The 13,221-nt window shown below is 61.3% G+C and carries 11 protein-coding genes; 4 read left to right on the forward strand and 7 right to left on the reverse strand.

Annotation, left to right across the window (positions count from 1 at the left end):
- Positions 1–10 precede the first annotated feature (10 nt).
- Positions 11–3,721 carry a DNA-directed RNA polymerase subunit beta gene (gene rpoB, locus I2C21_RS03235; protein ID WP_101693869.1) on the reverse strand — a complete coding sequence of 1,237 codons (3,711 nt, stop codon included), beginning with the start codon at positions 3,719–3,721 and terminating at the stop codon, positions 11–13.
- 388 nt (positions 3,722–4,109) lie between these two features.
- Between rpoB and I2C21_RS03240 the strand changes: the two genes are divergently transcribed.
- The 3 genes from I2C21_RS03240 to I2C21_RS03250 all read left to right on the forward strand — a co-directional run bounded on the left by I2C21_RS03240 (position 4,110) and on the right by I2C21_RS03250 (position 6,970).
- Positions 4,110–5,465: a putative hexosyltransferase gene (locus tag I2C21_RS03240; protein WP_286167187.1), complete on the forward strand. Its 1,356-nt coding sequence runs from the start codon at positions 4,110–4,112 to the stop codon at positions 5,463–5,465.
- 224 nt (positions 5,466–5,689) lie between these two features.
- Entirely contained in the window at positions 5,690–5,980 is a 291-nt protein-coding gene (locus I2C21_RS03245; RefSeq protein ID WP_101693870.1) for a hypothetical protein, read from the forward strand.
- 84 nt (positions 5,981–6,064) lie between these two features.
- The gene (locus I2C21_RS03250) at positions 6,065–6,970 is read left to right on the forward strand and encodes a C40 family peptidase (RefSeq protein ID WP_195278465.1); all 906 of its coding nucleotides are present in this window, start codon (positions 6,065–6,067) and stop codon (positions 6,968–6,970) included.
- Positions 6,971–7,071: 101 nt separating this feature from the next.
- Here I2C21_RS03250 and I2C21_RS03255 read toward each other — a convergent pair whose 3' ends face one another.
- Positions 7,072–7,446: a serine proteinase gene (locus I2C21_RS03255; RefSeq protein ID WP_101693872.1), complete on the reverse strand. Its 375-nt coding sequence runs from the start codon at positions 7,444–7,446 to the stop codon at positions 7,072–7,074.
- A 292-nt stretch (positions 7,447–7,738) separates the two neighbouring features.
- Here I2C21_RS03255 and I2C21_RS03260 point away from each other — a divergent pair, with 292 nt between their 5' ends.
- Positions 7,739–8,230, forward strand: coding sequence for a BclA C-terminal domain-containing protein (locus tag I2C21_RS03260; RefSeq protein WP_195278466.1), 492 nt, complete (start codon positions 7,739–7,741; stop codon positions 8,228–8,230).
- Between the two features lie 62 nt (positions 8,231–8,292).
- Here I2C21_RS03260 and I2C21_RS03265 read toward each other — a convergent pair whose 3' ends face one another.
- From I2C21_RS03265 to I2C21_RS03285, 5 genes are all read right to left on the reverse strand, one after another.
- Complete coding sequence (locus I2C21_RS03265) at positions 8,293–9,735, reverse strand: aspartate ammonia-lyase (protein ID WP_186962926.1); 1,443 nt, start codon at positions 9,733–9,735, stop codon at positions 8,293–8,295.
- Positions 9,736–9,913: 178 nt separating this feature from the next.
- Positions 9,914–11,092 carry an iron-containing alcohol dehydrogenase gene (locus tag I2C21_RS03270; protein WP_193536202.1) on the reverse strand — a complete coding sequence of 393 codons (1,179 nt, stop codon included), beginning with the start codon at positions 11,090–11,092 and terminating at the stop codon, positions 9,914–9,916.
- An 88-nt stretch (positions 11,093–11,180) separates the two neighbouring features.
- A complete protein-coding gene (locus I2C21_RS03275) occupies positions 11,181–12,203 on the reverse strand; it encodes a rod shape-determining protein (protein ID WP_101693875.1) in 1,023 nt (340 codons plus the stop codon).
- A gap of 158 nt (positions 12,204–12,361) precedes the next feature.
- Positions 12,362–13,015 carry a ComF family protein gene (locus tag I2C21_RS03280; protein ID WP_195278467.1) on the reverse strand — a complete coding sequence of 218 codons (654 nt, stop codon included), beginning with the start codon at positions 13,013–13,015 and terminating at the stop codon, positions 12,362–12,364.
- Complete coding sequence (locus I2C21_RS03285) at positions 13,012–13,194, reverse strand: type II toxin-antitoxin system antitoxin (protein WP_193536198.1); 183 nt, start codon at positions 13,192–13,194, stop codon at positions 13,012–13,014. Before I2C21_RS03285 ends, I2C21_RS03280 begins: the two co-directional genes overlap by 4 nt.
- Positions 13,195–13,221 lie beyond the last annotated feature (27 nt).

Raw genomic sequence — 13,221 nt, forward strand, 5'->3', positions numbered from 1 at the left:
TCCCTCTCTCTTACATGTCCTGGTCGTCCAGGAACGCGTCGTCGTCAGACGCGACGCTCTCGTCGTCGCTCACAGCCAGGTCGTCGTCGTCGCTCTCGGCCTTCAGGGTGAAGCCGGCGGCCGCGAACTCGGACTCAGCGTCGCCCTCGCGGTAGCTGTAGAAGTCGTCGTCGTCCCGGATGCGATCAGGCTGGTAGTTGTCCTCTTCGTCATCCTTGAGCTCGATCTCAGCGCCGTTCTCGTCCAGCACCTTCATATCCAGGCACAGGGACTGCAGCTCCTTGACCAGAACCTTGAAGGACTCGGGCACGCCGGGCTTGGGCACGTTGTGGCCCTTGACAATGGCCTCGTAGGTGCGCACACGGCCGGTGACGTCGTCCGACTTGACGGTGAGGATCTCCTGCAGGGTGTAGGCCGCGCCGTACGCCTCCAGAGCCCACACCTCCATTTCGCCGAAGCGCTGGCCGCCGAACTGGGCCTTGCCGCCCAGAGGCTGCTGGGTGACCAGGGAGTAGGGGCCGGTGGAACGGGCGTGGATCTTATCGTCCACCAGGTGGTGGAGCTTGAGGAAGTACACATAGCCCACGGTGACGCGGTTGTCAAACCGCTCGCCGGTACGGCCGTCGTACAGCCAGCTCTTGCCGTCGGGGGACAGGCCGGCCATGGTCAGGACCTCGGCGATGTCCTTCTCGTCGGCGCCGTTGAAGATGGGGGTGGCCACCTTCCAGCCCAGGGTCTTGGCGGCGTAGCCCAGATGGACCTCCAGCACCTGACCGATGTTCATACGGGAAGGCACGCCCAGGGGGTTCAGAACGATGTCCAGCGGGGTGCCGTCGGGCAGGAAGGGCATATCCTCCTGGGGCATGATGCGGGAGACAACACCCTTGTTACCGTGGCGGCCGGCCATCTTGTCGCCCACACTGATCTTACGCTTCTGGGCGATGTAGACGCGGACCACCTCGTTGACGCCGGGAGAGAGCTCATCGCCGGCCTCGCGGGTGAAGACCTTCACGTCCACGATGATGCCGCTCTCGCCGTGGGGCACCTTCAGGGAGGTGTCACGGACCTCGCGGGCCTTCTCACCGAAGATGGCGCGCAGCAGGCGCTCCTCGGCGGTGAGGTCGGTCTCGCCCTTGGGGGTGACCTTACCCACCAGGATGTCGCCGGAGCGGACCTCGGCGCCCACGCGGATGATGCCGCGCTCGTCCAGGTCCTTCAGGGCATCCTCGCCCACGTTGGGGATGTCCCGGGTGATCTCCTCGGGGCCCAGCTTGGTGTCGCGGGACTCGGTCTCATACTCCTCGATGTGGATGGAGGTAAAGACGTCCTCCTTGACCATGCGCTCGTTGAGCAGGATGGCGTCCTCGTAGTTGTAACCTTCCCAGGTCATGAAGCCCATGAGGATGTTCTTGCCCAGGCCGATCTCGCCGTTGCAGGTGGAGGGGCCGTCCACGATGACCTCGCCCTTGCTGACCTTCTGGCCGGCCTTGACGATGGGACGCTGGTTGATGCAGGTGCCGTGGTTGGAGCGCAGGAACTTGATGAGCTTATACTCCTTGAGGCCCAGGTTCTGATAGCGCACGGAGACATACTGGGCGGAGACCTTCACGACCTCGCCGTCCTCCTCGGCCAGGATGGCGACCTCGGAGTCCACACAGTTCTTGTGCTCCTGACCGGTGGCCACGATGGGGGCCTGGGTGGTCAGCAGAGGCACGGCCTGACGCTGCATGTTGGCGCCCATCAGAGCACGGTTGGCGTCGTCGTTCTGGAGGAAGGGGATCATGGCGGTTGCCACGGAGAACATCATCTGGGGGGACACGTCCACGTAGTCCACCTGGTTGGCGGCCACCGAGACGATCTCGTTGCGGTGACGGCAGGTGATACGCTCGTTGACGAAGCAGTTGTTCTCGTCCATGGGCTCGGTGGCCTGGGCGATGGTGAACTCGTCCTCCACATCGGCGGTCATATAGTGGATCTCGTCGGTGACCCGGCCGGTCTCCTTGTCCACCTTGCGGTAGGGAGCCTCGATGAAGCCGAAGCGGTTGACCCGGGCATAGGCGGAGAGGTAGGAAATCAGGCCGATGTTGGGACCTTCGGGGGTCTCAACGGGGCACAGACGGCCATAGTGAGAGTAGTGGATGTCTCGCACATCGAAGGAGGCGCGGTCACGGCTCAGACCGCCGGGGCCCAGGGCGGACAGACGGCGCTTGTGGGTCAGCTCGGCCAGGGGGTTGGTCTGGTCCATGAACTGGCTCAGGGGGGAGGAACCGAAGAACTCCTTGATGGAGGCGGTGACAGGACGGATGTTGATGAGGGACTGGGGGGTGACGATGTCCAGATCCTGGATGGTCATGCGCTCACGGATGACGCGCTCCATGCGGCTGAAGCCGATGCGGAACTGGTTCTGGAGCAGCTCGCCCACGCAGCGCAGGCGGCGGTTGCCCAGGTGGTCAATGTCGTCGGGGGTGCCCACGCCGAAGGCCAGGGCGTTGAGGTAGTTGATAGACGCCATGATGTCGTCCACGATGATGTGCTTGGGGATCAGGTCGTCCAGGTGATCCTTGATGGCGTCCTTCAGCTCCTCGCCGGAGAACTGATTCATCAGCTCCATGAGCACGGTGTAGCGCACCCGCTCGGTGACGCCACACTCCTCGGGGTCAAAGTCCACGAACTTGGACATGTCCACCATGTGGTTGCCGAACACGCGCACCATGGTGCCGTCCACATCCACCACGGCCTCGTTGACACCCTTGTCCTCCAGCTCATGGGCCCGCTCACGGGTGAGGACCTCGCCGGGCTCGGCGATGATCTCGCCGGTGGTGGGATCCACCACGGGGAGGGCCAGCTTCTGGTTGGTCAGACGGGGACCCATGGACATCTTCTTGTTGAACTTGTAGCGGCCCACGGCGGACACGTCGTAGCGGCGGGGGTCAAAGAAGAGGGCGTTGAGCAGGCTCTCGGCGGAGTCCACCGTGGGGGGCTCGCCGGGACGGAGCTTGCGGTAGATCTCCAGCAGGGCCTCCTCATAGGTCTTGCAGGTGTCCTTCTCCAGAGTGGCCAGGATGCGGGGATCCTCGCCGAACATCTCGATGATCTCGGCGTCGGTCTTGGGACCCACGGCACGGATCAGGCAGGTGATGGGGAGCTTGCGGTTCTTGTCGATGCGGACATAGAACACGTCGGACAGGTCGGTCTCATACTCCAGCCAGGCGCCCCGGTAGGGGATGACGGTGGTGGCGTAGGTGACGTTGTCGGCCTTGTCGGCGGTGCGGGAGTAGTACATGCCGGGGGAGCGGACGATCTGGGAGACGATGACGCGCTCGGCGCCGTTGATGACGAAGGTGCCCCCCTGGGTCATGATGGGGAAGTCACCCATGAAGATCTCCTGCTCCTTGATCTCCTCGGTCTCCTTGTTGCGCAGGCGCACACGGACCTTGATGGGAGCGGCGTACGTGGCGTCCCGGGCCTTGCACTCCTCCACGTTGTACTTGGGGGGTTCGTCCATGGAGTAGTCGATAAAGGACAGCTCCAGATTACCGGCGTAGTCGGTAATGCAGGAGACATCCTTGAAGACCTCCCGCAGTCCCTTGTCCAGGAACCACTGGTAGGACTTCTTCTGGATCTCCAGCAGATTCGGCATCTCCAGGATTTCCTTGTGGCGGGCAAAGCTCTTGCGGAGGGTCTTGCCATAGTAGACGTCTTTGATCCTGTCTGTGACCATTCTGAATGACCATTCCTTTCCCTTAGCATCTGGCGGTCGTTCGGACAGCCGTCCAAACTTTTCGTACCTGCTCCCCGCCCCAGAGGACCGGAGAGCCCTGTTTCTGCGTCAGGTTCCGATTTTTCTCGTCCTCACTCCGTCATTTCCGCCAAAGCGGAGGTCCTGCCTCCAAAATGACACACACGGAGTTGTTGGCGAATTGTGTTCCACCGCCCCTTGCGGAGCACCGTGGAAACTGTTATACTCACTATAACATGGGATGGTATCGAAATCGGATGCTCTATTTGTAATAGCGCTCTATTATACCACGGATGTACAAAAGAGTCAATTTTTATATCTGTAAAGTTCGGAGAAATTCCGGACTTTTTTCTGTTTTTGAGGTGATATTATGCCGAAAATCCCCTCTCCCGCGCCCCGGGCACAGCTTCTTTTCCCCTGGCTCCCGGGTGCGCTCCTGCTGGCCGGAGTCCTCTGGCGCTGCTCTTCCCTGGCACTGGGCGGACCGGCCGTCGGATGGATCACCGGTCTCTGTCTGCTCCTGTGGACCGGGCTGGCCCTTCTCCCCCTCCGCCGGGCGGGATATGGGGGGAATAAATTGGCCCTGGCCTTTCTGGTCCTGGCGCTGGCGGCGCTGCTGCGGGCGGTGTGTCTGGATCATATCACCTACGACTACCGGGACTTTCTCTCCCAGTGGGCCGCCTTTTTCCGGGAGAACGGCGGCTTTGCCGCGATCAAAGAGCCCGTGGGCGACTACAACGCGCCCTATCTCTACTTCATGGCCGCCATCTCCTATCTCCCCTTCCCGGATCTCTATGCCATCAAGCTTTTTTCCATCCTGTTTGACGGGATTCTGGCCTGGGGCGGTCTGCGGCTGGTCGGGGCTCTGTCCGGCCGGAAAGATGGTCCCGCCCCCCTGACGGCCTATCTGCTCCTTTTGCTCCTCCCCACGGTGGTCCTCAACGGCTCCTTCTGGGGACAGTGCGACGCCCTGTACGGTGCGCTGGTCCTCCACGCCATGGCCTCCGCCTGGGAGGGCCATCCAAAGACCTCGGTGGCACTGCTGGCCGTGGCCTTCTCCTTCAAGCTCCAGACCATTTTCCTCATCCCCCTCTGGGGCGGGCTGTGGCTGGTGCGGAAGCTCCGCTTCTCCCACTTGCTGGTCTTTCCGGCCGCCTATGCGGTGGCTGTCCTCCCGGCCCTGCTGCTGGGCAAGCCGCTGGCCGACATCCTGGGGGTCTATTTCAAGCAGGCGGGACAGTACAGCTATGCTCTGGTGTTCAACGCCCCTTCCCTCTTCGCCCTGATCCCCTACGGGGTGGATGTGGCGCAGCAGCCCCTGGCCCGGTCCGGGATTCTGGCCGCCTTTGCCCTGTGTCTCTTTGTGCTGGGATGGCTCCTTTTCCACCGCAGCCGCTTCTCCGGTGCACAATTTCTGGCGGCTGCCGCCGTTTTGGCACTGGGGGTCCCCTTTCTTCTCCCCTATATGCACGAGCGCTATTTTTTCCTGGCCGACGTGGTCACCCTGGTCTGGGCGGTGTGGGACCGCCGGCGTATTCCCATCGCCCTGCTGACCCAACTGGCCTCCCTCAGCTCCTACTGCGTGTATCTGCGCCTGCAATACACAATGCCCGTCCACCTCTTCGGACAGACCTGGACCATGGCGCTGGAAGCGCTGTGTATCCTCGCCGCCCTGCTCCTGTCGCTGGGCGCTCTGCTTCGCCGGAGGGACGATTTCAGGCGCTGACTTTGCCCCAAAAAGAACGTGGCTCCGCCCAATTGGGAAGAGGCCGCGTTCTTTTTTTATTGACATAATATTTCGCCTTTTTTCCCGCTTCTGCTGGGTTTTGAAATAATGTCTGTTCTCCTACCGGTATGCTTGACATAAAATAAGAATTTGACAACTCGGAAACAATGTGTTACAATTCGGTTACAGTTTTTAATTTTTAATTTATTTTCAGGAGGCACAGAATGGCAGACGAAAAGTTTCCTCTGGTCTACAAGGGCCATCCCCTTCGCCGGAAAGATAATCTGATCTATTACGGAAGCATGGCCGATAAATATATCATCATGATGCAGGTCATGAGCACCAAAAAGGTCAAGGATCTGGATGTGGCCAACAAGGTCGTGGTCCAGCTCCAGCTCACCGATCCCGATCTGAAGAGCCGGGACCGCGTCGTCAAGAAGAGCGAGAAGGACAGCCTCTACGCCGCCATGGATGTGGCCGCCGTCTGGCTGGAGCGTGCCCTCTCCAACAAATAACCCCCACCCACCCAAATGCCAAACGAATGAGAAGATAAACGGACTGCCTTCGGGCAGCATTTGACTGAATGGAGGATTATACCGATGATACAGCCTGTGAAGTTCCTGCGCGTTATGGCCGTCACCGTGGCGGTTTCTTGTGCCTGTCTGGTCAGCGCTGCCGCCGCCAGCATGGGCGTCGGCACCGTTCAGGCCGACGCACTCCGCCTGCGCTCCGCCGCCAGCACCGACTCCGCGATCCTGGCCACCGCCTCCAAGGGTGACGCCGTCATCGTGCTGGAAGACGCCGGGAACAACTGGTACAAGGTCGATTATGAATCTGTGCAGGGCTATATGTCCGGCGAATACCTCACCATTTCCCAGAAGGCGGACGCCGCCATCGGTTACGGCAAGGTGAGCGCCGGCGGCTCTACCCTGAATATGCGCAGCGCCCCCTCCACCTCTGCTTCCAAGGTCGCCTCTCTGGCTGATGGCACCGTCGTCAAGATCATCGGTGTGGATGGCAGCTGGTATAAGGTCGACTATAACGGCAAGACCGCCTATGTCAGCAGCGAGTATATGATCACCACCAAGGAGACCACCTCCCGCGGCAATGAGACCACGGCGACCTCCTCCTCCAGCATGGGAGAGCAGGTGGTGGCCTATGCCAAGCAGTTCCTGGGCACCCCCTATGTGTACGGCGGAAACGGCCCCAACTGCTTTGACTGCTCCGGCTTCACCAAGTATGTCTATGCCCACTTCGGCGTGACCCTCAACCGCACCGCCACCGATCAGCTGGCCAACGGCACCGCCGTTTCCAAGAGCCAGCTTCAGCCCGGCGATCTGGTCTTCTTCAAGGCCAACACCACCAAGCCGGTCTCCCACGTGGGCATCTACATTGGCGGCGGCCAGTTCATCCACGCCTCCACCAATACATACACGGTCAAGATCGACAACCTGAATTCCGGCTATTACAGCCGCGTCTATGTCTACGGCCGCCACATCCTGTAATATCCTCTTCTTCCATTCCGTCTGAATCTGTTTAAAAAGCGCCTGATGGTACTCCATCAGGCGCTTTTTCTATGAATTCTTCTTAGCTGTTGGAAGGGTGCTTACTCCTCTTCCTTCTCGGGCTCTGCCGTCATGACAGGCTCCTCCGCGGGAATCTCGGTCTCCACCACGGCGGCGACCTCGCTGTCCTTGATGCTCCCCTCTTCCTTCAGCTGGGCGATCCGGGCCTTGTTTTCCTCAATGTTGATCTTGGCCGCGGTGATCTTCTCACACAGCGACGTGTAAGCGGCCTCCGGCGCCATTCCCCGCTCTGCATAGTAAAGTTTTCCGATCTCAATATAAGCCTTGCGGATATTGTCCTCCTCGCCGGTGTTGGCCAGGCTCAGCCGGGCGATCTCCGCCAGCTGCTTGGACTTGGCCATGCCAACCTGGGTCAATTCCACCGCTTTTACCTTCAAATCATCCAAAAGCGCCATATATCATGACCTCCTGTTCCCTTAAACTGGCTCCATTTTATACCTTTTGCCCTATCTGCGCAAGTAGCTCCCTCTGGATTTAAGGAATATTTAAGCCTCCTCCCGGACCGGTCATACCGCCCCCCTTTCCCGGCTGGCACCTCTCTGCACACCGGAGCATAGGATACTGCGGAGGTTATGCCCAATGAATGTATACCAGAACAAAGACTTCCGTTTCGGATGTCCTCCCCCTGTCTGTCCGCCCGCGTGCTGTCCTCCGCCCTGTCCCTGTCCCGGGCCGGAGCCGTGCACGGTGAGCATCGTTCCGGTTCCCGGTCCTACCGGCGCCACGGGCCCCACCGGCCCCATCGGTCCTACCGGTCCCACCGGAACCGCGCCAGCGCCTCAGGCCCTCTATGCCGTCGCGCCGGCGGCTCAGACGCCGGCCTCCGCCGGGTCGGCCCTCACTTTCCCCACCAACCAGATGGTTCTGGGGACCGAGATCACCCATACGGCCGGCTCCGGTGACTTCATCCTCACCCAGCCTGGCAGCTATGAGGTGCACTACACGGTCAACGCGGCTTCTTCGGACGCCCCCACACTGGCCAGCGTACAGCTCAATGCCAACGGCACCCTTGTCCCGGGCTCCCTGGCGACCAACTCCATTGCCACCAGCGGAAAACCGGTACTGCTCGCCAATACCACGGCCCTGACCATCCCCGGCACTACTACGCTGACTCTGGTCACCAACACGGCCAACACCACCTTTACTAACGGCTCCATCCTGATTCACAAGCTGAGCTGAGCCAAGACACAAAAGCGCCTCCCCGGCCGGGGAGGCGCTTCGTTTGTTCCAATGAGAGACGCTTAGTCCAGCAGCTCCTTGGCGGGGATGCCGGGCTCGGTCATGGCGTAGGGATCCAGGATCTTGTTCAGGGTCTCCTCGTCCAGCAGGCCCTCTTCAATGGTGATGGTCCGGACGCTGCGGCCGGTCTGGATGGCCTTCTTGGCCACATTGGCGGCCGCCTCATAGCCCACATGGGGGCAGATGGCGGTGATGATGCCCACCGAGTTCTCCACCATCTCCCGGCACCGATCCCGGTTGGCGGTGATGCCCTGGATGCAGTTGTCCACCAGCGTGCTCACCGCATAGGTCAGGAACTCCACCGCGTGGGTCAGGTTCCAGAAGATGATGGGCTCAAAGGCGTTGAGCTCCAGCTGGCCGGCCTCGGCGGCCATGGTGATGGTCAGGTCGTTGCCCATGATGTTGAAGGCCACCTGATTGACCACCTCGGGGATGACCGGATTGACCTTGCCGGGCATGATGGAGGAGCCGTTCTGGCGGGGCGGCAGGTTGATCTCCCCGAATCCGCAGCGGGGACCGGAGGACATGAGCCGCAGGTCGTTGGACATCTTGGAGAGGTTCACAGCGCAGGTCTTGACCGCGCCGGAGACCGCCACAAACTCGTCCAGGTTCTGGGTGGCGTCAATCAGGTTGAATGCCTGGACCAGCCGCAGACCGGACACCTTGGAGAGGTTGGGCACGATGCGGCGGAGATACTGCTCGTCGGCGTTCAGGCCGGTACCGATGGCGGTGCCGCCCATATTCAGGCAGCGCATCTCGTCCATGGCCCGCTCGAAGCGGGCGATGTCCCGGCGGATGGCCTCGCTGTACGCCCGGAACTCCTGGCCCAGGCGGATGGGCACGGCATCCTGCATCTGGGTGCGGCCCATCTTGATCACGTCGTCAAACTCCTCCGCCTTCTGCAGAAGAGCGGTGTACAGACGCTCTAGCTGGATCTGAGCCCGGACCAGCAGCTTGAGCACTGCCAGCTTTCCGGCGGAGGGGAACACGTCGTTGGTGGACTGGCCGCAGTTTACGTGGTCGTTGGGGTTGACCAGGGTGTAGTCACCCTTCTCCCCGCCCAGCAGCTCAATGGCCCGGTTGGCGATGACCTCGTTGGCGTTCATGTTCAGACTGGTGCCCGCGCCGCCCTGGATGGGGTCCACGATGAACTCCTCATGGAGCTTTCCCTCCACGATCTCCTCACAGGCCCGGACGATGGCGTCGGCCACCTTCTTGTCCAGCAGGCCGATCTCATAGTTGGTGATGGCGGAGGCCTTCTTGATCTCGGCAATGGAGTTGATGATCTCCCGGTGCATGGTCAGTCCGGTGATGGGGAAGTTTTCCACTGCCCGCAGGGACTGCACGCCGTAGTACACATCCCGGGGGACCGCACGCTCGCCAATGGAGTCATGCTCCGAACGGTAGGGCCCATGCTCGAACTCCACACGCTGCTTATCTGTCATGGAATACTCGCTCCTCTTCCTGTTTTCCTGCGCTTCAGATGCAGGTTTTCTTTCGTTGCCTCTAATCTAGCACGTTCACTTGCAAAATGCAAGCTATTTTTGCAAGTTTTCCACCATACGCAAGAAAAAAATCGTTTCCCCGGAAAAACTCCAGGGAAACGATGGTATTGTAACCGATTTATCCGCGGGCCATGCGGAAAATCTGGATCATATCGTCCTGACTCAGGGTCTTGAAGCCACCCAGATTGGGGTTGCGGCGGGCGCACTTCTCGGCCAGCAGCTGGATCTCGCTCTCATTGAGGTCGTGTCCCAGCTCCCGCACCGAGGTTGGCATACCGATCTCCCGGTAATACTGCTCCATGGCCTCGATGCCGGCCAGGGCGGTCTTCTCCGGGTCACGGAAGTCATTGGGACAGCCCATTACCTTGACCGCGAACTGGGCGAAGCGCTCGGGCTCCTCCCGGTATACATACCGGGCCCAGCTCCCCCAGATGGCGGCCAGTCCCGCGCCGTGGGCCACGTCGAACAGGGCGCTGAGCTCGTGCTCCATGCGGTGGCTGGCCCAGTCCCCCACGGTGCCGCAGCCGGTCAGGCCATTGTGGGAGAGGCTGCCCGCCCACATGATCTGGGCCCGGGCATTGTAGTCCTTCGGGTCCCGGAGGGCCTTGCGCCCACAGTCCATCACAGTGCGCATCAGACCCTCGGCCAGCTCGTCGGTAAGGGCAGTATCCTTCTCATGGGTGAAGTAGCGCTCCATGGTGTGCATGAGGATGTCCACCACGCCGCAAGCCGTCTGATAGGGCGGCAGGGTATAGGTGAGCTCCGGGTCCATCACCGCGAAGCGGCAGCGGCAGATGTCGTTGTTGAGCCCCCACTTGAGCCCATTCTCCTCGTCCGAGATGACGGAGGAATTGCTCATCTCGCTTCCGGCGGCCGAGAGGGTGAGCACCGCACCCACCGGGCAGACCCGCTCCGGCTGAGCCGTGCCGCTGTAAAAGTCCCACACGTCCCCCTCGTAGGGAATGCCGTAGCCGATGGCCTTGGCCGAGTCGATGACGCTGCCGCCGCCCACAGCCAGGATGAAGTCCACGCCCTCCGCCCGGGCCAGGGTGATGCCCTCCCGCACCTTGGAGAGCCGGGGATTGGGCACCACGCCGCCCAGAGAGACAAAGTCGATCCCCTGATCCTTCACAGCACGCTCCACGCGCTCCAGCAGACCGGAGCGGCGGGCGCTCTCCCCGCCATAGTGGATGAGGACCTTGCGGGCCCCTTCGGCGCGCAGCAGCTCCCCGACTCGCTCCACTTCTCCCTTGCCAAAGACCACTCGGGTGGGGGTGTAGTACGTAAAGTTTTGCATGATGGCGTTCCTCCTTTGATCTGGACGGTATGTGTTGAAAGGGCAAAAAGGACGCCATACCCCTGTACGGCGCCCTTTCTGGTCAGTTTTAGTTCATCTGCTTGCGGCGGGACAGGTTGATGGTGCCGTCCTGCATGTCGCCGATGGTCTCCAGGCTCTTGCCGGTGCCGTAGGCCACGCAGGAGATGGCGTCGTCCGCCACATAGGTCTCGATGCCGGTGTGGGACTCGATCAGCTTGTCAAAGCCCCACAGCAGGCTTCCGCCGCCGGTCATGACGATGCCGTTGGTGGCGATGTCGGCCACCAGCTCGGGGGGCGTGCGCTCCAGCACACCGTGGATGGCCTCCAGAATGCGGGTGGCGGGCTCCTCAAAGGCCTCGATCATCTCGCTGGAGGTGACGGTGAACACTCTCGGCAGGCCGGTCATCAGGCAGCGGCCCTTGATCTCGATAGACTGCTCCTCGGGACGGGGGAACACACAGCCGATCTTCATCTTCAGCTCCTCCGCGGTGCGCTCGCCGATGAGGACGTTGTGCTTGCGGCGGATATACTTGATGATGGCCTCGTCAAACTGATCGCCGGCGATCTTGATGGAGGTGGACTCCACGATGCCGCTCAGGGAGATGACGGCGATATCAGAGGTACCGCCGCCGATGTCCACGATCATATGGCCGTCGGGACGGGTGATGTCGATGCCCGCGCCAATGGCGGCAGCCACCGGCTCCTCAATGAGGTAGACCCGGCGGGCGCCGGCCTGGATGCCCGCGTCGATGACGGCGCGCTCCTCCACCTCGGTGATGCCGGAGGGTACGCAGATGACGATACGGGGCTTGAAGAGCCGGAAGGAGGTCACCTTACGGATAAACTCCTTGAGCATCCGCTCGGTCATATCATAGTCGGAGATGACGCCCTCCCGCAGGGGACGGATGGCAACAATGTTGCCAGGGGTCTTGCCCAGCATCTGCTGAGCCTCGGTGCCCACCTTGAGCAGCTTGCCGGTGTCCTTGTGCAGGGCCACCACAGAGGGCTCGCGGAGCACAACGCCCTTGCCGGCCACATACACCAGAATAGACGCAGTACCCAAATCAATGCCGATATCCTTGCTGAACATACCCACACCTCGAAGTCTCTTGAACTTTTCTTTTAAGTTTGCCCAAAATTCCATTCCTAAATCACCTATTTAAAGTCTGTCTAACATTATAAAGACATTTCCCCCGTATTTCAACAGGATTTTTCATAAGTTTTTCGGATATTTCAACCACTCTTCCGTCAATGGGCACGGGCCGCCGTGACGCAGACCACATCGGCCGCACCCGCCTGGCGCAATACCGCCGCGCAGGCGGCCAGTGTGGAGCCGGTGGTGATCACGTCGTCCACCAGCAGAAAACGCCGCCCGGCCACCCGTTCGGGCCGGATGCACCGGTAGGCATCCCGCACATTCGCCCGCCGCTCCTCCCCATCGGAGAGGCCGGACTGGGCCTGGGTGTGGCGTACCTTGCACAGGACTTCCTCCGGCTCCATCCCCAGGTGTTCCCCCACGGCCTGGGCCAGGAGGAGGGCCTGGTCGTAGCCCCGTTCCTTCCGGCGGCGCTGGGACAGGGGCACCCAGGTCAGCGCGTCAAAGCGCCCGTCCAGATGCTCCCGGACGCACGCGGCCATCAGCCCGCCATAGGTCCGGGCATACCATCTGCGTCCCTCGAACTTGTAGCGGCGGATGGACTGGCGCACCTCCCCCTCGTACCGGAGGGGCGAGACCGCCAGGGTGATCCCCTCGCCCCGCTGCTCCGCCCCCGTCCCGTGGGTATAGGGCAGCGCCCGGACGCACTGGGGACAGATGCCCTCCCCTTCTTCCAGCAGCCTGCCGCAGAAGACGCAGCGGGGCGGAAAGAGGAGATCCAGAAGGACCTGCCTCCACCGGCTCAATCCAGGTCCTCCGGCCGGATGGGGCCGTGCTCCTTTTCAAACTCGCGAATACATTTCTGAATTAGGTAGTGGGCCTGTCCATTGATGGTACGGCCCTCATAATTGGCGATATAGCGCAGCTTCTGATGTGTCTCCAGACCAACTCGCAGACCAATGTGCTTGATTTCTTTTTCCTGCATACTCAAATAAAGACTCCATTCCGTGCA

Source organism: Clostridium sp. J1101437_171009_A5 (assembly GCF_015547905.1).
GTDB classification, from domain to species: Bacteria; Bacillota; Clostridia; order Oscillospirales; family Oscillospiraceae; genus Pseudoflavonifractor_A; species Pseudoflavonifractor_A gallinarum.

Excerpts from the sequence above, each read along its gene's own strand:
- rpoB (WP_101693869.1), bottom strand. The coding sequence starts at position 3,721 with ATGGTCACAGACAGGATCAAAGACGTCTACTATGGCAAGACCCTCCGC.
- I2C21_RS03240 (WP_286167187.1), top strand. The coding sequence starts at position 4,110 with ATGCCGAAAATCCCCTCTCCCGCGCCCCGGGCACAGCTTCTTTTCCCC.
- I2C21_RS03245 (WP_101693870.1), top strand. The coding sequence starts at position 5,690 with ATGGCAGACGAAAAGTTTCCTCTGGTCTACAAGGGCCATCCCCTTCGC.
- I2C21_RS03250 (WP_195278465.1), top strand. The coding sequence starts at position 6,065 with ATGATACAGCCTGTGAAGTTCCTGCGCGTTATGGCCGTCACCGTGGCG.
- I2C21_RS03255 (WP_101693872.1), bottom strand. The coding sequence starts at position 7,446 with ATGGCGCTTTTGGATGATTTGAAGGTAAAAGCGGTGGAATTGACCCAG.
- I2C21_RS03265 (WP_186962926.1), bottom strand. The coding sequence starts at position 9,735 with ATGACAGATAAGCAGCGTGTGGAGTTCGAGCATGGGCCCTACCGTTCG.
- I2C21_RS03270 (WP_193536202.1), bottom strand. The coding sequence starts at position 11,092 with ATGCAAAACTTTACGTACTACACCCCCACCCGAGTGGTCTTTGGCAAG.
- I2C21_RS03275 (WP_101693875.1), bottom strand. The coding sequence starts at position 12,203 with ATGTTCAGCAAGGATATCGGCATTGATTTGGGTACTGCGTCTATTCTG.
- I2C21_RS03285 (WP_193536198.1), bottom strand. The coding sequence starts at position 13,194 with ATGCAGGAAAAAGAAATCAAGCACATTGGTCTGCGAGTTGGTCTGGAG.